Below are 17,253 nucleotides of genomic sequence, written 5' to 3' on the forward strand. Positions count from 1 at the left end.
GTGGTGAGCGAACGGCCGCGATACGCCGTTCGCCGTCTGCCGGACCATGAGCCAGGCCAGCGCCCGCCCAAGGCGCTGGAGAGCGCCGCCGCGCGCGCCTTGCAGGCCGAGCTGGACCCGGCCGCGACCGTGTTCTCGCGCAGCCATGGCCGGGGCCTGATCGCCGCCGCCGTGGCCGCTCCGCCGATCATGCGGCTGGGTATCGATGTCGAATGGGTCGATCCGCGCCGACGGATGGCCGAGATCGCCGAGCACTACCTCGGAGCGGCGGAAGCGGTGACGCCGGAACAGTTCTTTCGGGGTTGGACGTTCGGGGAGGCATGGTTCAAGGCCTTCGGGCGCGATCCGACGCCGGAGCTGATCCGGATCGCGGGCGCCAACCTGTCGACCGACCCCATCGTGGTCGGCGATGCATGGTTGCTGCAGGCCTTGCCCGACCAGGGCTTCGTCTTAAGTCTGGTCTGGAGCCACGCGCGCGCCGGTTGACCGAGCGCCGTGCGACACTCTGCGGATTGCCAGACTAAAAGCATCACTGTAGCCGTACAGGGGGCGTGTATGGGGGGCTCGAGTATGAAATCGACCATGTTGGCGGTCGCCGCGGCGGCCGCATGTCTTGTTGCGTTCGATGCTGCGGCCCAGACCGCGCCCGAAGCGGCGCCGTCCGCGCCGGTGGCCGAAGCGCTCGCGCCGGCCGCCCCGGCGCCCGCCGTTCCGGCCGGTCCGGTCATCGCGTCCGGCACCCCGATCCGCATCGAGATCGCCGAAACGGTCAGCACCAAGACCCACAAGCAGGGCGCCACCTTCGCCATCCGCCTGGCCACCCCAATCATGCACGATGGCAAGGTGGTCGTGCCGGCCGGTGTCCCGGGCCAGGGACAGGTCGTCGACTCGGCCCGCGCCGGCATTGGCGGCGCCCCGGCCAAGCTCGTGCTGGCCGCGCGCTGGATCGAATACGACGGCAAGCGCATCCCGGTGCGCACCTTCCGCTTCGGGTCCGGCGGCGAGAACCGTTCCGGCACCGCCATGGCGGTGAGCATGGTTCCCTATGTCGGTATCGTCGGCATCTTCGTGACCGGCGGCGAGATCACCATCGCGCCCGGCGCGTCCGGCGACGCCAAGCTGGCGGCCGACGTGCCCGCCATACCGGTCCCGGAGGCTCCGGCCGCCCAGCCGTCGCCCGCTCAACCCGCAACGGCGATCCCGGCGCAGCCCGCCGCCGCGCCGGCCGCCCAATAACGCACCTTTCAACCCGAGGACCGACGTGATGTTCAACCTGCGTACTACCCTGCTGCCGCTGGCGATCGCCGCCATGGCCGCCTTCCCCGTCCTGGCCCAGGAAGCCGCCGCCCCGGCCCAGCCCGCGCCGGAAGCCGCGCCCGCCGAACCGGCCGCGCCGGCTCCTGCTCCGGCCGAGTCGCCGGCCCCCGCTCCCGCTCCTGCCGCCGCCCCCGTGGCTCGCCCCGCGCCGATCCCCGGCGTCGTCGAGGCTCCGGCCGAGGGCAAGGGCCAGATCGTCTTCTACCGTCGCGGCGGCCAGCCGGGCTTCCTGCTGACCTTCTCGGTCCGTGAGAACGGCGTGGGCGTCGCCAAGCTGCCGAGCGGCACCTTCATGGTCGTGCCGGTCGAGCCCGGCACCCACACCTACATCATCGAGTCCGAGGCCAAGGACGCCCTGACCCTCGAGATCGACGCCGACGAGACCTACTACGTCGAGCAGACGATGAGCATGGGCATCGTGGCCGGCCGGCCGCACCTGATCCCCTCGACTAAGGAAGCCTTCGCCAAGCAGAAGCTGAAGGTCACCACGGCCGTGCCGACCGACAAGAAGAAGAAGTAGGACCGGGGCGACAGCGCCCGGTTCAAGGAAGGCCCCATCCATCGGATGGGGCCTTTTTCGTTCAGGGAGCCTTGCGAAACGGCTTGATCAGCATGCGCACCGGCATCTGCAGAACCAGCCCAAGGTGCATCAGACTGATCAGCACATTGTCCTGCAGCATCCGGAAGTTCGAGGTGTTGTCCGGCGGGTAGACGACCCGGACCGGCACATTGATCACCGGCGTCCGGCGCCAGTGGAGCTGGACCAGAATCTCGGTGTCGTACTGCATGCGCGGGCCGATGTGTTCGGCGTTGATGGTCTTCAGCGTCGGCCCGAGCGGGTACATCCGGAAACCGCACATGCTGTCGGCGATGTCGAGCGAGCAGGTCTCGATCCAGACCCAGAAGTGGGTGATCCAGCGCCCGAACTTGCGGGCCTTGGGCACGGTCTCGTCATAGGTCGCCTGGCCGGCGATGACCGCTGTCGGGTTGGCGCGGGCCAGCGCCACAAACTGCGCCGCCTGCTCGGGCTCGTGCTGGCCGTCGGCGTCGATCTGCAGGGCGTGGCTGTAGCCGGCGGCGGCGGCCTGGCGGAAGCCGTCCATGACCGCGGCGCCCTTGCCGCCGTTGACCGGACGGCGGATCACCGTCACGCCCTTCTCCGGCGCGTGAAAGGCGGCTAGGCCCGACAGCGTCGGCTCGACGTTGCCGTCATCGATGACGAAGACGTCGAGCCCGAGCGCCCGGACCCCGTCGATGACAGGGCCCAGCCGCAGATAGTGGTTGTAGGCGGGAATCACCGCGCACGGACGAAAGCTCATGGGCGAAGATGTGCCAGAGATGCGGACCTATTTCACCAGCGCCAGTTCGCCCGTGACGGCGACATGGACGATGCTGTTCGAGGTGCGGCAGCGGAAGGTGGTCGCCGTGCCCGGCTGGTCATCGATTGTCGAGGTCAGGCGGATGACCGCGTTGCCGCCCTTGGCCCTGGCCTGTTCGCCCAGACCCTTGAGGACCCCCAGCATGGCCCAACGGCAGGCATCGCTCAGCGTGCGGGCGCCCTTGACGGTGGCGCGGTTGCTGCGGGTCGGGCCGAGGGACTGGACCACCTCGACCGGCGTGTCGCCGAAGGTGAAGCGCACGCCTTCGGGCAGCTTCGCGGCGTTCTCGGGATCGCTGAACAGCTTGCCGATCCCGACATCGAGCACCTGCGCGCCGCCCTTGGAGGCGCCGGTCACCGTGACCATGAGTAGGGCGCTGAGCGCAGCCGCGGCAAGGGGACGGAACGACATCATCTTGAACTCTCTAGATTGCCGATGAAGGACACGCCGGTGATGGAGCGGCCGCGACCGCATTTGTAGGTCGCGGCGCTGGCCGTCGGATAGCCGCGCCAGAAGGAGCGCACGCCGACCACACGATCACCACCGCGCTTGCGCGCCAGGGTCGCCATCGCCTCGATGGTCTGGACCAACGCGGCTTCGCAATCACGCTCGACGCCCAGGGTGGTGTTTCGCACCTTGCGGTTTGACTTGATGCGTCCTTCCGTCGGGGTCGCGATCGGCCCGTCAGCGAACTGAAACGCAATGTCGCTGCCGATGCGCTCGCGGTTCTCCGGCTTGCCCAGCACCGACAGCGGCATATCGAGCACCACCTCGTCCTCGCCCGCCGGTCCGCTGGCCATCCCCAACGCGGGGGCGAACGCGACGGTCAGGGCGAGGCCGATGGCGGCAATGGCGCGACGCCTCGTCCTATTCGACAATCGCCACCTCGCCGGTCAGGGCCACGCCGACCATGATGTTGCCGATACCGCACTTGAAGTCCGTCTCGCTGGACGTCTGCACGTTCGCGAAGTTCGACTTGATGTTGATCACCGCGTTGCCGCCCTGCAGCCGCGCTTCCTCGGCCAGGCCGATCAGGGCGCTGAACATGGCCCACTGGCAGGAGCCTGACGGGTTCGAGTGCTTTTTGCTCGACTTGCGTGTGACCGCCACCGGCCCGAGCACCTTGGTCACTCTGGCCGGCTGGTTTCCATAGAAGAACTTGATGTCCGTCGGGACCTTCGCCCCATAGTCCGGGTGGGCGGCCAGGTCCTGCAGGCTGAGAGTGCGGATCTTGTCAGACCCGTTCGCCGCCGCGCTGGCGCCCTGCAGAGGCGCGACCGCCAGGACCAGACAGGTCAGCGTCAAACCGAACGTTTTGAGCGTCATTGCTTTTCCTTCCTGGCCCTGGAGGCCCACAATCGCCGTTACTCGACGACGGCGATTTCGCCCTTCAGGGCGACGCCGACCATCAGGCTGCCGACACCGCACTTGTAGCTGGTGGCGCTCGAGGTCTCGACCTCGCCGAAGTTCGACTTGATGTTGACCACGGCGTTGCCGCCCTGGGCCCGGGCGGCGTCGGCCAGCACGATCAGGGCGCTGAACATGGCCCACTGGCAGGACTGGTGCAGGTTAGACTTCTTGTTCGACTTGCGGCTGGTTCGGACCGGGCCGATGACCTTTTTCACCGTAACCGGCTGGCCCTCGAAGTAGAACTTGATGTCGCTCGGAACCTTCACCGCGTAGTCGGGGTGGTGGATCAGGTCCTGCACCGACAGGGTGAGGATCTTGTCGCTGTCCCGGGCGGCGGCCGAGGCGCCCTGCAAGGGGGCGGCGGCGAGGCCGAGGCACAGGGCGGCGGCGATCAGGGGCTGCGGCTTCATGGCGGTGCTCCTTGTTGGACGCGTGGCGGGCTACTCGACCCGGGCGATGGTTCCAGTCAGGTGGACGCCGAGCATCTGCATGCCGACGGCGCAATTGTATTGCGTCCTGCTTTCGCTGGGCGTCTCACCGGTGACCGAACGGATGCCGACGACGGCGTTGCCACCCTTCTTCTGCGCATCGAGGGCCATGGCGATCAGAGCGTCACGGGCTGTCGTCATGCAGGCGGTGCTGATGGGCGTCTTGCGGGCGGGCGTCGGCCGCTTGCGCATGCTCTTGGTCGGGCCGATTTCCGACGTCACCGTCACCGGTTCGTCGGCAAAGTAGAGTTTCACGTCCTTGGGGGCGCGGGCCAGGAACACGGGGTCCGCCATCGCCGCCTTGAAGCCGTAGGTGCGCACATCGTCGCCCCAGGCCTGCACGCCCGCCGCCGGCGCCAGGCCGACGATCAATCCGGCCGTCAGGGCCAGAACCTTCAACTGCTTCATCTCATCCCCCTTGCGCCAGTGGCGCGACGCTTACTCGACGATGGCCGCCTGGCCGATCATGTGGACGCTGACCAGCTGCATGCCGCGCTCGCAGCGATAGCTGACAGCGCTGGATGTCACTTCGTCCTTGTAATGGGTGGTGATGCCCACAACGGCGTTGGCGCCCTTGGCCCGGGCCTGTTCGCCCAGCGCGATCAGGGCGCTGGCCATGGCCCGGGCGCAGCCCTTGGGATCAGGTTTCTTGCGGCTGGCCTTGGGCCCCGACTTGCGGATGGTGCTGACCTCGCCGAGCGGGCTCGTCACCTTCGCCGGCTGGCCGCCGAAGTAGAAGCGGACGTCCTTGGGCACCCGCGGGCCCAACACCTTGTCGCCGAGGACATTGGCGATCAGGTAGCTGTCGCCGCGCGGGATTGCGGCCAGCGCCGGCAAGGCCACCGCACAGGCCAGCGCCATGGCGATGACCGAAACTCTGAACTTCATGCTGGTTCCCCCCGAACCGGTTACGCGCACTGCACTATCTGACGGTGGCCACCGTCCCCTTCAGCGCCACCCCGGCCATGATGCCGCCGGCGCCGCAGACGTAGGTGTCCTTGCTGCTGGTCTCTACATCCTTGTAGTTCGAGACGATACCGACAACGGCGTTGCCGCCCCGCGACCTGGCGTCCTCCCCGATGGCGATCAGGGCGCTCAGCATGGCCCATTCACAGGCGGTCTTGTCGGACTTCTTGAACGAGCTGGTCTTCTTGTTGGTGCGGGTCTCGCCCAGACCCTTGCCCATCCGGGCGGTTTCCTTGCCGAAGTAGAAGCGGACGCCGGTCGGCAGCTTGTCCTTGAACTCGGGGTTGTTCAGTACGTCGGCGATGGGGAAGTTGATGTGCTCGTCGCGGCCGGCGGCCCAGGAAGGGCTGGTGGCGGCGGGTGCGAAGGCGATGATCGCGGCGAGCGGCAGGGCGACGGCGGCAACGAGCTTTTGCATGAAGATCCCCATTTCGAGCGGGTCCGCGACCCGCGAACAACAGCCCAGAGACAATACACCGCAGAGCATCAGACTCAACGTGGACGCGATGGTTTGCCTGCCCTAAGACAGCGCCCAGCATGGGTCGGGTGATGACCAAACCGGGGGATGACTGAGCGTATGGCGGCGACCTGGGCCAACACGGCCGAGCGGGGCGCGTTTGCGGGACTGTGGTTCGTGGCCACGGTCTACCGTCTGCTGGGTCGTAGGGTGACCATGCTCATCATGGCCCCGCTGGTTTTCTACTTCTACGTCACGGGCAAGCGGCAGCGGGAAGCCTCGCTCGACTGGCTGCGCCGGGCCAAGGCCCACGGGGCCGACATCGGGGAGGTCACCTGGTGGACCGGCCTCAAGCACCAGTTCACCTTCGCCGGCGGTGCGCTGGACCGGTTCTCCGCCTGGCTGGGCGACATTCCGCCGGAAAAAACCGTTGGGCTGGACGATCCCGAGTTCAACGAGGTGCGGGCCGACCGTCGCGGGGCCGTGGTGCTGTCGGCCCATCTGGGGGTGCCGGAGGTCATGCGGGCCATCGCCACGCTTGGCGAGCGGCGAGGCGTCAACATCCTGGCCCACAGCGCCAATGCCGCCAAGTTTGCCGAGATGATGGCCAGGATGGCCCCGGCCTCCAGCGTGCGGATCATTGAGGTCACGGACCTCGGCCTGGCCGCCGCCATGACCCTGGCCGCCTCGATGGAAAACGGCGACTGGGCGGTGATCCTGGCCGACCGCGTCGCGCCCGGCGGCAAGAGCCCGTCGATCTGGGCGCCCTTCCTTGGTGAGGACGCGCCCTTCCCGGCAGGGCCCTTCATCCTGGCGTCCGCGCTGAAATGTCCTGTCTACACGCTGTTTTCCGTGCGGCAGGAAGGCAGATATCGCGTCATCCTGCGGAAGTTCAGTGAACGGCTTGATTTTCCACGTAAGGACCGCGAAGCAGCCCTGCAGGGCACCGTGAACCGTTTTGCCAAGGTTCTCGAGGAACAGGCGCTCGCCAACCCGTTCCAATGGTTCAACTTTTATGATTTCTGGCGACTGTAGGGGTTTGGGGGCTATGGACGGCGTGAACGATTTTTCCGGCTACAGTCAGGGCATCGCGTTTGGCGACGGGCCCTTGAGCATCGACGACGTCTGGGCCCTGTCCACGGGCCGCGTGGCCCTGCGCCTGACCACCAAGGAAACGGCCCTCGCCGCCATCACCCGTTCGGCCGACCATGTGGCGGCCACCCTGGCCCGTGAAGGCGTCATCTACGGCGTCACCACCGGCTATGGCGACAGCGTCACTCGCGGCGTGCCCAACCCGCTGGTCACCGAGCTGCCGCTTCACCTGACCCGTTTCCACGGCTGCGGCCTCGGCCGCATCCTCGACCCGCACGAGACCCGGGCGGTCATGGCCGTGCGCCTGGTGACCCTGATGCGCGGCTGGTCGGGCGTCAGCCTTGATCTGGTCAAGCTGCTGGCCGACATGCTGCGTCTCGACATCCTGCCGCAGATTCCGGCCGAGGGTAGCGTCGGCGCCAGCGGCGACCTGACCCCGCTCAGCTACATAGCCGGCGCCCTCGCCGGTGAACGGGACGTGCTCTACAACGGCCAGGTGATGAGCTCGGCCGAGGCCTTCGCCAAGGCCGGCCTGACGCCGATCAAGCTGAAGCCGAAAGAGGGCCTGGCCATCATGAACGGCACGGCCGTCATGACCGGTCTGGCCGCCCTCGCCTTCCACCGCGCCGAACAGATGTCCAAGCTGGTCTGCCGCCTGACCTCGATGGCGTCGCTGGCCCTGCTCGGCAATCCGGCCCACTTCGACGAAGCCCTGATGAGCGCCAAGCCGCACCCCGGCCAGATGCGCGTCGGGGCCCGCATCCGCGCCGACCTGGCGGAATTCGCCCGTCTGCACACGCCCACCCGCCTGCAGGATCGCTATTCGATCCGCTGCACCCCGCACGTGGTCGGCGTGCTGGAAGACATGCTGGGCCACTTCAAGGCGACCATCGAGACCGAGATCAACAGCGCCAACGACAACCCGCTGTTCGACCCCGAGACCGGCCGCACCCTGCACGGCGGCCACTTCTACGGCGGCCACATCTGCTTCGTGATGGACAGCCTCAAGAACCTGATCGCCAACCTGGCCGACCTGATGGACCGCCAGCTCGCCCTGCTGGTCGACACTCGCTACAACAACGGCCTGCCGTCCAACCTGTCGGGCGCCACCGGCGACCGTGCTCCGATCAACCATGGTCTCAAGGCCGTGCAGATCGGTGTCTCGGCCTGGACCGCCGAAGCCCTGAAGCTGACCATGCCGGCCTCGGTGTTCAGCCGGTCGACCGAGTGTCACAACCAGGACAAGGTCTCGATGGGCACCATCGCCGCCCGGGACTGCCTGCGCGTGCTGGAGTTGACCGAACAGGTCGCCGCCGCCCACATCATCGCCTGCAGCCAGGCCGTCCGCCTGCGCCTGCGCGATGGCGGCCTGAAGGAAGCCGAACTGGGTCAACGCGTCGGCGACTTCCTCAAGGAAACCGGCGACCACGTGCCGTTCATCGACGAGGACGCCCCGCTCGACAAAACCCTGCGCGGCCTCTGCGCCAGCCTCGCCGCCGGCCAGTGGTCGGGGATCCTGGCGGACATCTGATGAAGGCTATCGTCTCGGCGACGACCACGGCCAAGCCGCAGTTCTACGACATCGACTCGATGAACATCGTCTGGCACGGCTACTACCCCAAGTTCATGGAGCTTGGCCGCGTCGCCATCCTGGACAAGATCGACTACGGCTACGAGGCTATGGTCGCCTCGGGCTATGGTTGGCCGATCATCGACATGCGATTCCGCTATGCGCGACCGATGCGCCTGCATCAGGAGATCGAAATCGTCGCCGGCATTGTGGAATGGGAAAACCGCCTCAAAATCGACTATGAATTCAAGGACCTGAAAACCGGTCAAAGGTTGAACCGCTGCTCGAGTGTGCAGGTGGCGGTCGAGATTGAAACGGAGACGATGCTTTGGGAAACCCCGCCCATTCTGCGCGAGAAGCTGTCGCCCTGGTTGTCGGCGGCCTGATCGCGGGCTTGATTGGTTTGGGGGCGGGCCCGTCCTTCGCCGCCTGCGCCGACCCGTTCAAGCTGAAGGCCCAGACCGGCAGCTTCGACTTCAAGCAGACCCGTCGTCTGGCCAGCATGAAGACGCCGCTGATCTCCACCGGCGTCGCGGCCGCCAGGCCGGGCCGCATCGACTGGCGGGTGGTCAAGCCCGTCGACGTTCGCCTGACAATTACCCCGGGCAAAATTACCCAGTCGGTCCAGGGCGGCCCGGCCCAGGCCGTTGGCCCGGCCTCGGCCGATCCCTTCCTGCGCAGTTCGGGCCTGTTCGAGATCCTCAGCGGCAACTACGACGCCCTGAAGCGCTACTACACGATCAGCGGCGGGGCGGTCGCGCCGGGCGGAGCCTGGAAGCTCAACCTGAAACCGAAGGACGCCAACCTCGGGCGGTTCCTGACCACCATCGAGATCGCTGGCTGCGCCCGCGCCGAGGCGGTGACCATCCGCCAGGCCAACGGCGACACCATCGCCATCGAGATGGGCGCCGTGCGCAAAGGGTGATCTGACGTGTCGGGGGGGCGCAAGCGAGTTCTGTGGGGTTATCTGGTCGCCTGCGTGCTCGCGGCGGCCTTCATCGCGTTCCGCCTGCTGGGCGGCGGCGCGCTGGACACTGATATCCAGTCCCTGCTGCCCGCCAAGGCGCTGAAGCCCCCGATCCGCGAGGCCATGGTCCAGGCCGGCGCCGCCGCTTCGGCCCGGGTGGCCATGCTGGTCTCGGCCCCGACGCCGGAGAAGGCTCAGGAGGCCGCCGCCGACCTGTCCAAACGGCTCAAGGACAGTGGCGTTTTCGTCGATTCCGCCGTCGATGGCGAACAGACTGGCCGCTGGCTGTTCGCCAACCGCAACCAGCTGAGCTGCGAGCCGCTGACGGCCCCGCTCGACGCCGAAGGCGTGGTGCAGTCCTCGCTGGTCCAGCTCTATTCGCCGGTGGCGCCGGTCAGTGGCGAGATGCTGCTGCGCGACCCGTTCCTGCTGACTCTCCGCCTGACCGGCTGTCTGCTGCCGACGACCGGCTTCGGGACAGCCGGCGAAGACGGCTCGGTGCTGATCAGCGGCCGCCTGACCGGTTCGGCCTTCAAGCTGGACACGCAAGGGCGCTTCACCGAGGTCGTCGCCGCCTGGACGGAAACCCACAAGGCCGACGGGGTGAAGATCGCCCGGGCCGGCGCCGCCTTCCACGCCGAGGACGGGGCCAAACACGCCAGGAAAGACATCTCGACGGTCGGGATCGCCTCGACCCTCGGGATCGTCCTTTTGCTGCTGATCGTCTTCCGGCGGTTCCGGGCCCTGCCGATCACCCTGCTGGTGGTCGGGGCGGGCTATCTGGGCTCACTGGCCGCCGTGTTCGCCGTCTTTCCGACCGTCCACATGCTGACCTTCGTGTTTGGCTCGGCCTTTGTCGGGGTCACCGCCGACTACGCCATCTATTACCTCTCCACGGGGCCGATGACCCGCTGGGCCGATCCGGCCGAGCGCAACAGGATGATCTTCCGGCCGGTCACGGTCTGCATGATCACCTCGGCCATGGGGTTCGGCTGCCTGGCCCTGTTCGGGGTGCCGATCTTCAGCCAGATGGCGGTGTTCGCGGTCGGCGGCCTGCTCAGCGCCTGGGCCTGCGCCTTCCTGATCGTGCCGCTGTTTGACCGCCGGGTGTCCGAGAGCCGCGCCGAACGGTTCGCCGGCGTCTGGTCCGGGCTGGAAACGGCCCGCGGCCGGCTCTCCTGGAACGCCTGGACCCTTGGCGCCTTCCTGGCCGTCTTCACGGCAGGGGCCGCCTGGGCCATCACCCACTTCTCGACCCTCGACGACGTGCGCAAGTTCCAGCCGCGCTCGCCCCAGCTGGTCGCGGAAGAGGAAGCGGTGCGCAAGGCCTCGGGCGTCGCCTTCAGCCCCAATTTCCTGCTCTCCTGGGGCCCAACCGCCCAGTCCGCCAAGGCGACCGAAGCCTCGGTGCTGGCCGCCCTGCCCGCCGAGGCGCGGGCCGGCATCCTCAGCCCCGGCCTGTTCGATCCGCCGCAGATGAACCGCCTGACCGCGGAGAAACGCATTCGCGAACAGCTGATCGGGCCGCGCCTGCCCGAGCGGGCGGCGCTGCTCGGCATCCCGGTCGCCGAGTTCAAGCCCTATGACGCCCCCGCCGGCGTCAAGCTGCCCGACTGGATCGCCAGCCTGGGCGGCGAGTCGGAGCACCTCAGCTATCTGATCGCCCCCGTGCCGGAGGCCGCCGCTCCCGCCGTCATCGCCGCCACCAAGGGGCTGAACAACGCCGCCTATGTTGATCCGGCCAGCGCCTACAGCGAGGCTTTCGGCAGCTATCGCCGGATGGCCGGCCTGGCGGTCCTCGCTGCCTTTCTGGCCATCGGCCTGGTGCTCCTGGTTATCTATCGCCGCTTCTCCTCGCTGAGCGTGCTGATCGCCCCGGCCATGGGCGTCGCCGGCGGGGTCATCGCGGCCAGCGCGCTGGGCACGCCGATGAGCTTCTTCTCGCTGATGGGGGCCTTCGTGGTGGTCGGCACCGGGGCCGACTATTCGATCCTTCACTACGAGGCGGCCATCGGCAAACGCTCGCCGCTGGCCGGCCTGCCCATCCTGATCACCGCCCTGACGGCCATCCTGTCGATGGGCCTTTTGAGCCTCAGTTCCACCTATCCCGTGCGGGCGTTCGGGATCGCCGTTGCGGCGGGCCTCGCCATCTCTTACGGGTTGTCCTTTATCGCTGCGTACTTCGGGGGAAGAGATGTCCGAGAAGCTTGATGTCGTAATCATCGGGGCAGGTCCCTCGGGCGCGGCCGCCGCCGCCTTCCTGCGCCAGAAGGGTCGCACGGTGGAGGTGATCGAAAAGACCCACTTCCCGCGCTTCTCGATCGGCGAGAGCCTGCTGGCGCAGTCCATCGCCATCCTGGACGACGCCGGCCTGCTGCCGGCTGTCGAGGCGGGCGGCTTCCAGTTCAAGGACGGCGCGGCCTTCCAGTACAAGGAAGACTACAAGGACATCTATTTCCCCGAAAAGTCGGCCCCGGGCCCCGGAACCACCATCCAGGTGATGCGGTCGAAGTTCGACAAGATCCTGGCCGACGGCGCCGCCGAGATGGGGGCCAAGGTGGTCTATGGGGAAGAGGTCACCGCCTTCGAAAGCGACGAGGACGGCTGCAAGCTGACGGTCAGGAACGAGGCCGGCGATGTGCGCACCATCGAGGCCCGATTCTGCCTGGACGGCAGCGGTTTTGGCCGCACCCTCAGCCGGCTGCTGGACATCGAGGTGCCGTCCAACTTCCCGCCGCGCCAGGGCGTCTTCTGCCAGGTCGTGGACAACATCGACGACCCGACCTTCGACCGGAACAAGATCCTGGTCTCCATCCACCCCGAGCATCGCCACGTCTGGTACTGGTTGATCCCGCTGGCCGATGGCATCAGCTCGATGGGCGTGGTCGGTTCGCCCGAGATCATCAAGGCCGCCGGCGAGACCGAGCAGGAGCGCCTCGACACCCTGGTCGGCGCCACCACCCGGATGAAGGAGGTGCTGAAGAACAAGCAGCCCTACCGTGAGCCCGGCACGATTCACGGCTACGCCTGCAGCGTCAAAAGCCTCTACGGCCCCTCCTACGCCCTGCTCGGCAACGCCGCCGAGTTCCTCGACCCGGTCTTCTCCTCGGGCGTCACCATCGCCCTGAAGTCGGCCCAGCTGGCCACCGGCCTGATCGACCGACAGCTGAACGGCGAGACCGTCGACTGGCAGAAGGAGTTCTCCGACGAACTCTACGTCGGCATCGACACCTTCCGGGCCTGCGTCGCCACCTGGTACGACGAGAGCCTGCAGCGGATCATCTTCAACAAGCCGGACGAGACCAACGACATCGTCCGTCACCTGACCTCGGTGCTCGCCGGCTACGCCTGGGACCGCAACAACCCGATCGTGCAGCAGCCCGACAAGTACCTGAAGACCGTGGACCGCTACCTGACCACGATGAAGGAATGACCGGCCGCCTGCTCGCCCTCCTGCTGGCCGCGGCAACGCTGGCCGGCTGCGTCACCGGCCCGCCGGCTGGTCCGCCGCCGCCGCCCGGCCAGGCGGCAGTGGCGCGCGACAAGGTCTACCTGACCCTTCCCCTGCCGCCCGGCTATCCGGGCGAGAAGGAGATGGCCCAGTCGATCGTCGCCAGGTACGGCCCCCAGAAGGTGGCCTTCGACGCCCTGGTCAGCCTGTCGCCGTCAAAGGTGACCATCATCGTCACCGCCCCGGCTGGGCCCCGCGTCGCCCAGATCGATTGGGACGATACGGGCGTGCACACCAGGACCGATGGCGCCCCGCCGCCCGGCTTCCGGGCCGAGAATGTGCTGGCCGACATGGTCATGGCCAACTGGCCCAAGCCGGCGCTGGAGAAGGCGCTCGGCGGGCGGCTGGAGGTCTGGGACTACCCCGATGGTCACCGCAAGCTGGTGCGCGGCAAGGCACTGGTGATCGACATCCCGCCGGCCGTGCGCGACGCCGACGGCTCCAGCAAACGCACCCTGACCAATCACGACTTCGGCTACAGCTTGACGATCGTCTCCCGCGAGGCCGGCCAGTGAGCCGCCGGGCCTACGTCCGTAGCCATGCGGTAACCTGCGCCCTGGGCGCCGATCGGGCCGAGGTGGCGGCGAAGCTGTTCAGCGCCGCCCCGCCGACCGTGGCTGGCCGCTGGACCCTGGCCGATGGCCGGACCGTGCCGGTGGGCGCCCTGGGCTTTTCGCTGGGCGAAGGTGAGCTGGACGACCAGCCGAGGCGCAGCCGCACCAACCGCATGCTGGGCCATGTGTTGAAGGACATCGGGCCGGCCGTCGCCGCCGCCATCGAGACATACGGCGCCCGCCGCGTCGGCGTCGTTCTGGGCACAAGCACGTCCGGTGTCGATGAAAGCCTGAACGCCCTGCGCACCAAGATGGAGGGCCGGGACTGGCCCAGGGGCTATCACTTCGACGTCCAGGAGCTGAACGACCCGGTCGCCGCGGCCTGCGCCCTGACCGGCGCGGCGGGACCGGCCTATGCGGTTTCCACCGCCTGCACCTCGGGGGCCAAGGCCATCGCGGCGGGGGCCCGGCTGATCGCCGCCGACCTGTGCGATGCGGTGCTGTGCGGCGGCCTCGACACCCTCTGCGACCTGACCCTCAACGGCTTCGGGGCGCTTGAGGCCCTCAGCCCCGAACTGACCAACCCCTTCAGCATCAACCGCAAGGGCATCAACATCGGCGAGGGCGCGGGCCTGTTCCTGCTGACGGTCGACGAGACGCCGGTTCGTGTCGCCGGCTGGGGCGAGACCAGCGACGCCCACCACATCAGCGCGCCGGATCCGACCGGGGCCGGGGGCGAGGCGGCCGCCCGCAGGGCCCTGGCCATGGCGGCGCTGGATCCTTCCGATATCGGGTATGTTCATCTGCACGGCACCGGCACCGAGCTGAACGACCGTATGGAAGCGGGCGTCATCAACCGGGTGTTCGGCGATGCCACCCCCGTAAGCTCGACCAAGCCCCTGACCGGTCACACGCTGGGCGCCGCTGGCGCGGTGCAGGCCAGCTTCTGCCTGCTGGCCTTCGAGAACGGCGGCGCCCTGCCGCCGCATATCTGGGACGGCCAGGCCGATCCGGAGCTGGCCGCCGTCCGCCTGGCCGCGCCCGGCGACCGGGCCGGGGGCCTCAAGCACGCCCTCTCCGCCTCCTACGCCTTCGGCGGCAACAACGCCGCGGTCATCCTCAGCCAGTCATGACCACATACCCAGACGTCGAACGCCTCGTTCCGCACAAGCGCCCGATGCTGCTCGTCGACCGCATCGTCGGCGAGGAGGGCGAAACCACGCGGGCCGAACACACGGTCACCGCCGACAACCTGTTCCTGATCCCGGGCAAGGGCGTGCCGACCTATGTCGCCTTCGAGATGATGGCCCAGGGTATCTGCATCACCGACGGCCTGCGCCGCTTCCGGCGCGGCCAGGGACCCGAATTGGGCTTCTTGCTCGGATGTCGCAAATTCGCGGCCACGCGCAGCTGGCTACAGCCCGGCGAAGTGCTGACCCTGGAATCGACCTGTCTGATCGACGGCGAGACCTCCAGCTATCAGTGCCGGGTCCTCGAAGCCGACGGAACCGAAATCGCCAACGCCACCGTCAACGTCTTCCAGCCGGAGGACATGGCCGCCTATCTTGAAGGAACCAAGCTGTGAGCCGCGAGCTGAACGCCAAACGTCCGGTGCTGGTCACCGGGGCCAGCAAGGGCATCGGCCGGGCCAGCGCCATCCGTATCGGCGCGGCCGGCCATCCGGTCACTGTCCACTACGGCGGCGACCGCGCGGGCGCGGAAGCGACGGCCGGGGAAATCCGCGCCGCCGGCGGCGAGGCCGACCTGATCAGCTTCGACGTCTCGGACCGGGCGGCGGTCACGGCGGCGCTCAACGCGCGGCTGGAGGACAAGGGCGCCTACTGGGGCATCCTGCTGAGCGCCGGCATCACCCGCGACAACGCCTTCCCGGCGATCAATGGCGAGGACTGGGACGCGGTGCTGCGGACCAATCTCGACGGCTTCTACAATGTGGTCCACCCGCTCACCATGCCGATGATCCGGCGGCGCGACGGGGGGCGGATCATCGCCCTGTCGAGCGTTTCGGGCGTCATGGGCAACCGGGGGCAGGTCAATTACAGCGCCGCCAAGGCCGGAATCATCGGGGCCTGCAAGGCGCTGGCGGTCGAGCTGGCCAGCCGCAAGATCTGCGTCAACGCCGTGGCCCCGGGCCTGATCGACACCGGCATGATCGGCGAGGTGCGGCCCGAGGTCATCCAGGCGATTCCGATGGGGCGGATCGGCCAGGTCGACGAGGTCAGTGAATTGATCGCGTTTCTTTTTTCGCCCAATGCGGGTTACATCACCCGGCAAGTCATTGGGGTAAATGGGGGATTGGTGTGATGCGTCGTGTGGTGGTCACCGGAATGGCCGGCATCACCTCGATGGGCCAGCAATGGACCGAAATCGAGGCAGGGATGCGCGCGGGCAAGACCGGTATCCGCTACATGCCCGAGTGGGAACGCCTCACCGACATGGGGATCAAGGTCGCCGGCGGCGCCGACTGGTTCAAGCATGAGGGCCACTTCCCCCGCCAGGCCATGCGCAGCATGGGCCGCTGCGCCGTGCTGGCCGTCGATGCCGCCGACCGCGCCCTGCAGATGGCAGGCCTGAAAGACGATCCGGTGCTGGCCACGGGCCGGGTCGGCGTCGCGGCGGGCTCCTCCTACGGCTCGACCGAGCCGACCGTCGACTTCGGCAATTTCATGGTCACCGGCAAGGCCGGCAAGCTGAACGCCACCAGCTACATCCGGATGATGGCCCACACGGCGCCGGTCAACGTCAGCGTCTATTTCGGCATCAAGGGCCGGGTGATCACCACCTCCAGCGCCTGTGTCTCGGGCAGCCAGGGCATCGGCTACAGCGTCGAGGCCATCCAGCTGGGCAAGGCCGACGTCATGCTGGCCGGCGGTTCGGAAGAGCTCTGCCCGACCATGGCCATGGTCTTCGACCGCCTCTACGCCACCAGCAAGATCAACGACCACACCGCCAGCCGGCCGTTCGACGTCTCCCGCGACGGCCTGGTCACCGGCGAGGGCGCCGCCTTCCTGGTTCTGGAAGAGCTGGAACATGCCCTGGCCCGTGGCGCGACGCCACTGGCGGAGATCAAGGGCTTCGCCACCAACGCCGACGGGGCGCACATCAGCCACCCGGACGGCGACGTCCAGGCCGTGGTCATGCGGGAAGCCCTGCGCGACGCCGGCCTGTCGGCCAGCGACCTGGCCTTCATCAACGGCCACGGCACCGCCACCGTGGCCGGCGATACCTCGGAGGCCACGGCCACCATGGAGGTCTACGGCGACAAGATCCCGTTCCACACCCTCAAGGGCCACTTCGGACACACCCTGGGGGCCTGCGGCGCCATCGAGGCCTGGCTGGGCATCGAGATGCTGCGCCAGGGCGTGGCCGCGCCGATCGCCAACTTCAAGGAAGCCGACCCACGCTGCGCGGCGCTGGACTACATCCACGGTGAATTCCGCGATGTCAGCGGCGGCGAGTTCTTCGCCTCCAACAACTTCGCCTTCGGCGGCATCAACACCTCGGTGATTTTCGGGCGCGTTTGA

22 protein-coding genes are annotated in these 17,253 nt (G+C 67.9%); 14 read left to right on the plus strand and 8 right to left on the minus strand.

Going from position 1 to position 17,253, the window contains the following annotated elements; genetic code table 11:
• The first annotated feature begins 3 nt into the window (after positions 1 to 3).
• The 3 genes from AC2YG9_RS09145 to AC2YG9_RS09155 all read left to right on the plus strand — a co-directional run bounded on the left by AC2YG9_RS09145 (position 4) and on the right by AC2YG9_RS09155 (position 1,837).
• Positions 4 to 486, plus strand: coding sequence for a hypothetical protein (locus AC2YG9_RS09145; protein ID WP_487297651.1), 483 nt, complete (start codon positions 4 to 6; stop codon positions 484 to 486).
• Positions 487 to 570: 84 nt separating this feature from the next.
• Positions 571 to 1,236, plus strand: a complete 666-nt coding sequence (locus AC2YG9_RS09150) for a hypothetical protein (RefSeq protein WP_487297652.1) — start codon at positions 571 to 573, stop codon at positions 1,234 to 1,236.
• A gap of 28 nt (positions 1,237 to 1,264) precedes the next feature.
• Positions 1,265 to 1,837 carry a hypothetical protein gene (locus AC2YG9_RS09155; RefSeq protein WP_487297653.1) on the plus strand — a complete coding sequence of 191 codons (573 nt, stop codon included), beginning with the start codon at positions 1,265 to 1,267 and terminating at the stop codon, positions 1,835 to 1,837.
• A gap of 61 nt (positions 1,838 to 1,898) precedes the next feature.
• Here the strand turns inward: AC2YG9_RS09155 and AC2YG9_RS09160 are convergent, their stop codons facing one another.
• The 8 genes from AC2YG9_RS09160 to AC2YG9_RS09195 are packed head-to-tail and all read right to left on the minus strand — an operon-like array spanning position 1,899 to position 5,978.
• Positions 1,899 to 2,636: a glycosyltransferase family 2 protein gene (locus AC2YG9_RS09160; protein WP_487297654.1), complete on the minus strand. Its 738-nt coding sequence runs from the start codon at positions 2,634 to 2,636 to the stop codon at positions 1,899 to 1,901.
• A gap of 27 nt (positions 2,637 to 2,663) precedes the next feature.
• The gene (locus tag AC2YG9_RS09165; RefSeq protein WP_487297655.1) at positions 2,664 to 3,110 is read right to left on the minus strand and encodes a hypothetical protein; all 447 of its coding nucleotides are present in this window, start codon (positions 3,108 to 3,110) and stop codon (positions 2,664 to 2,666) included.
• Positions 3,107 to 3,574: a hypothetical protein gene (locus tag AC2YG9_RS09170; RefSeq protein ID WP_487297656.1), complete on the minus strand. Its 468-nt coding sequence runs from the start codon at positions 3,572 to 3,574 to the stop codon at positions 3,107 to 3,109. The genes AC2YG9_RS09165 and AC2YG9_RS09170 overlap by 4 nt, the downstream gene beginning before the upstream one ends.
• Positions 3,564 to 4,022 carry a hypothetical protein gene (locus AC2YG9_RS09175; RefSeq protein ID WP_487297657.1) on the minus strand — a complete coding sequence of 153 codons (459 nt, stop codon included), beginning with the start codon at positions 4,020 to 4,022 and terminating at the stop codon, positions 3,564 to 3,566. Before AC2YG9_RS09175 ends, AC2YG9_RS09170 begins: the two co-directional genes overlap by 11 nt.
• Before the next feature lie 38 nt (positions 4,023 to 4,060).
• A complete protein-coding gene (locus AC2YG9_RS09180) occupies positions 4,061 to 4,516 on the minus strand; it encodes a hypothetical protein (RefSeq protein ID WP_487297658.1) in 456 nt (151 codons plus the stop codon).
• A gap of 30 nt (positions 4,517 to 4,546) precedes the next feature.
• On the minus strand, positions 4,547 to 5,002 hold the full coding sequence (locus AC2YG9_RS09185) for a hypothetical protein (protein ID WP_487297659.1): 456 nt from the start codon (positions 5,000 to 5,002) through the stop codon (positions 4,547 to 4,549).
• A gap of 30 nt (positions 5,003 to 5,032) precedes the next feature.
• Positions 5,033 to 5,482 (minus strand): YbjQ family protein, encoded by a 450-nt coding sequence (locus AC2YG9_RS09190; protein WP_487297660.1) that lies wholly within the window; start codon positions 5,480 to 5,482, stop codon positions 5,033 to 5,035.
• 34 nt (positions 5,483 to 5,516) lie between these two features.
• Positions 5,517 to 5,978 (minus strand): hypothetical protein, encoded by a 462-nt coding sequence (locus AC2YG9_RS09195; RefSeq protein ID WP_487297661.1) that lies wholly within the window; start codon positions 5,976 to 5,978, stop codon positions 5,517 to 5,519.
• Positions 5,979 to 6,125: 147 nt separating this feature from the next.
• Here AC2YG9_RS09195 and AC2YG9_RS09200 point away from each other — a divergent pair, with 147 nt between their 5' ends.
• Genes AC2YG9_RS09200 through AC2YG9_RS09250 form a run of 11 tightly spaced genes read left to right on the plus strand, consistent with a single transcriptional unit; the run spans position 6,126 to position 17,253 of the window.
• Positions 6,126 to 7,052 (plus strand): lysophospholipid acyltransferase family protein, encoded by a 927-nt coding sequence (locus AC2YG9_RS09200; RefSeq protein WP_487297662.1) that lies wholly within the window; start codon positions 6,126 to 6,128, stop codon positions 7,050 to 7,052.
• 22 nt (positions 7,053 to 7,074) lie between these two features.
• Positions 7,075 to 8,640 (plus strand): HAL/PAL/TAL family ammonia-lyase, encoded by a 1,566-nt coding sequence (locus tag AC2YG9_RS09205; RefSeq protein ID WP_487297663.1) that lies wholly within the window; start codon positions 7,075 to 7,077, stop codon positions 8,638 to 8,640.
• Positions 8,640 to 9,065, plus strand: coding sequence for an acyl-CoA thioesterase (locus AC2YG9_RS09210; RefSeq protein WP_487297664.1), 426 nt, complete (start codon positions 8,640 to 8,642; stop codon positions 9,063 to 9,065). Before AC2YG9_RS09205 ends, AC2YG9_RS09210 begins: the two co-directional genes overlap by 1 nt.
• Before the next feature lie 8 nt (positions 9,066 to 9,073).
• Positions 9,074 to 9,604, plus strand: coding sequence for an outer membrane lipoprotein carrier protein LolA (locus AC2YG9_RS09215; protein WP_487297665.1), 531 nt, complete (start codon positions 9,074 to 9,076; stop codon positions 9,602 to 9,604).
• Between the two features lie 6 nt (positions 9,605 to 9,610).
• A complete protein-coding gene (locus AC2YG9_RS09220) occupies positions 9,611 to 11,857 on the plus strand; it encodes an MMPL family transporter (RefSeq protein WP_487297666.1) in 2,247 nt (748 codons plus the stop codon).
• Positions 11,841 to 13,079, plus strand: coding sequence for an NAD(P)/FAD-dependent oxidoreductase (locus tag AC2YG9_RS09225; RefSeq protein WP_487297667.1), 1,239 nt, complete (start codon positions 11,841 to 11,843; stop codon positions 13,077 to 13,079). Before AC2YG9_RS09220 ends, AC2YG9_RS09225 begins: the two co-directional genes overlap by 17 nt.
• Positions 13,076 to 13,672 (plus strand): DUF3261 domain-containing protein, encoded by a 597-nt coding sequence (locus AC2YG9_RS09230; protein WP_487297668.1) that lies wholly within the window; start codon positions 13,076 to 13,078, stop codon positions 13,670 to 13,672. The genes AC2YG9_RS09225 and AC2YG9_RS09230 overlap by 4 nt, the downstream gene beginning before the upstream one ends.
• A complete protein-coding gene (locus AC2YG9_RS09235; RefSeq protein WP_487297669.1) occupies positions 13,669 to 14,844 on the plus strand; it encodes a beta-ketoacyl-ACP synthase in 1,176 nt (391 codons plus the stop codon). Before AC2YG9_RS09230 ends, AC2YG9_RS09235 begins: the two co-directional genes overlap by 4 nt.
• Positions 14,841 to 15,296, plus strand: a complete 456-nt coding sequence (locus AC2YG9_RS09240) for a hotdog family protein (RefSeq protein WP_487297670.1) — start codon at positions 14,841 to 14,843, stop codon at positions 15,294 to 15,296. Before AC2YG9_RS09235 ends, AC2YG9_RS09240 begins: the two co-directional genes overlap by 4 nt.
• Positions 15,293 to 16,033 (plus strand): 3-ketoacyl-ACP reductase FabG2, encoded by a 741-nt coding sequence (locus AC2YG9_RS09245; RefSeq protein WP_487297671.1) that lies wholly within the window; start codon positions 15,293 to 15,295, stop codon positions 16,031 to 16,033. The genes AC2YG9_RS09240 and AC2YG9_RS09245 overlap by 4 nt, the downstream gene beginning before the upstream one ends.
• Positions 16,033 to 17,253 carry a beta-ketoacyl-ACP synthase gene (locus tag AC2YG9_RS09250; RefSeq protein WP_487297672.1) on the plus strand — a complete coding sequence of 407 codons (1,221 nt, stop codon included), beginning with the start codon at positions 16,033 to 16,035 and terminating at the stop codon, positions 17,251 to 17,253. Before AC2YG9_RS09245 ends, AC2YG9_RS09250 begins: the two co-directional genes overlap by 1 nt.

It is taken from the genome of Caulobacter sp. SRI_014, from assembly GCF_057586315.1.

What these genes read in the sequence shown, in the direction of transcription:
- AC2YG9_RS09195 (WP_487297661.1), bottom strand. Translation starts at nt 5,978, where the DNA reads ATGCAAAAGCTCGTTGCCGCCGTCGCCCTGCCGCTCGCCGCGATCATC.
- AC2YG9_RS09175 (WP_487297657.1), bottom strand. Translation starts at nt 4,022, where the DNA reads ATGACGCTCAAAACGTTCGGTTTGACGCTGACCTGTCTGGTCCTGGCG.
- AC2YG9_RS09155 (WP_487297653.1), top strand. Translation starts at nt 1,265, where the DNA reads ATGTTCAACCTGCGTACTACCCTGCTGCCGCTGGCGATCGCCGCCATG.
- AC2YG9_RS09160 (WP_487297654.1), bottom strand. Translation starts at nt 2,636, where the DNA reads ATGAGCTTTCGTCCGTGCGCGGTGATTCCCGCCTACAACCACTATCTG.
- AC2YG9_RS09210 (WP_487297664.1), top strand. Translation starts at nt 8,640, where the DNA reads ATGAAGGCTATCGTCTCGGCGACGACCACGGCCAAGCCGCAGTTCTAC.
- AC2YG9_RS09185 (WP_487297659.1), bottom strand. Translation starts at nt 5,002, where the DNA reads ATGAAGCAGTTGAAGGTTCTGGCCCTGACGGCCGGATTGATCGTCGGC.
- AC2YG9_RS09240 (WP_487297670.1), top strand. Translation starts at nt 14,841, where the DNA reads ATGACCACATACCCAGACGTCGAACGCCTCGTTCCGCACAAGCGCCCG.
- AC2YG9_RS09250 (WP_487297672.1), top strand. Translation starts at nt 16,033, where the DNA reads ATGCGTCGTGTGGTGGTCACCGGAATGGCCGGCATCACCTCGATGGGC.
- AC2YG9_RS09180 (WP_487297658.1), bottom strand. Translation starts at nt 4,516, where the DNA reads ATGAAGCCGCAGCCCCTGATCGCCGCCGCCCTGTGCCTCGGCCTCGCC.
- AC2YG9_RS09150 (WP_487297652.1), top strand. Translation starts at nt 571, where the DNA reads ATGAAATCGACCATGTTGGCGGTCGCCGCGGCGGCCGCATGTCTTGTT.
- AC2YG9_RS09230 (WP_487297668.1), top strand. Translation starts at nt 13,076, where the DNA reads ATGACCGGCCGCCTGCTCGCCCTCCTGCTGGCCGCGGCAACGCTGGCC.
- AC2YG9_RS09165 (WP_487297655.1), bottom strand. Translation starts at nt 3,110, where the DNA reads ATGATGTCGTTCCGTCCCCTTGCCGCGGCTGCGCTCAGCGCCCTACTC.
- AC2YG9_RS09225 (WP_487297667.1), top strand. Translation starts at nt 11,841, where the DNA reads ATGTCCGAGAAGCTTGATGTCGTAATCATCGGGGCAGGTCCCTCGGGC.
- AC2YG9_RS09200 (WP_487297662.1), top strand. Translation starts at nt 6,126, where the DNA reads ATGACTGAGCGTATGGCGGCGACCTGGGCCAACACGGCCGAGCGGGGC.
- AC2YG9_RS09190 (WP_487297660.1), bottom strand. Translation starts at nt 5,482, where the DNA reads ATGAAGTTCAGAGTTTCGGTCATCGCCATGGCGCTGGCCTGTGCGGTG.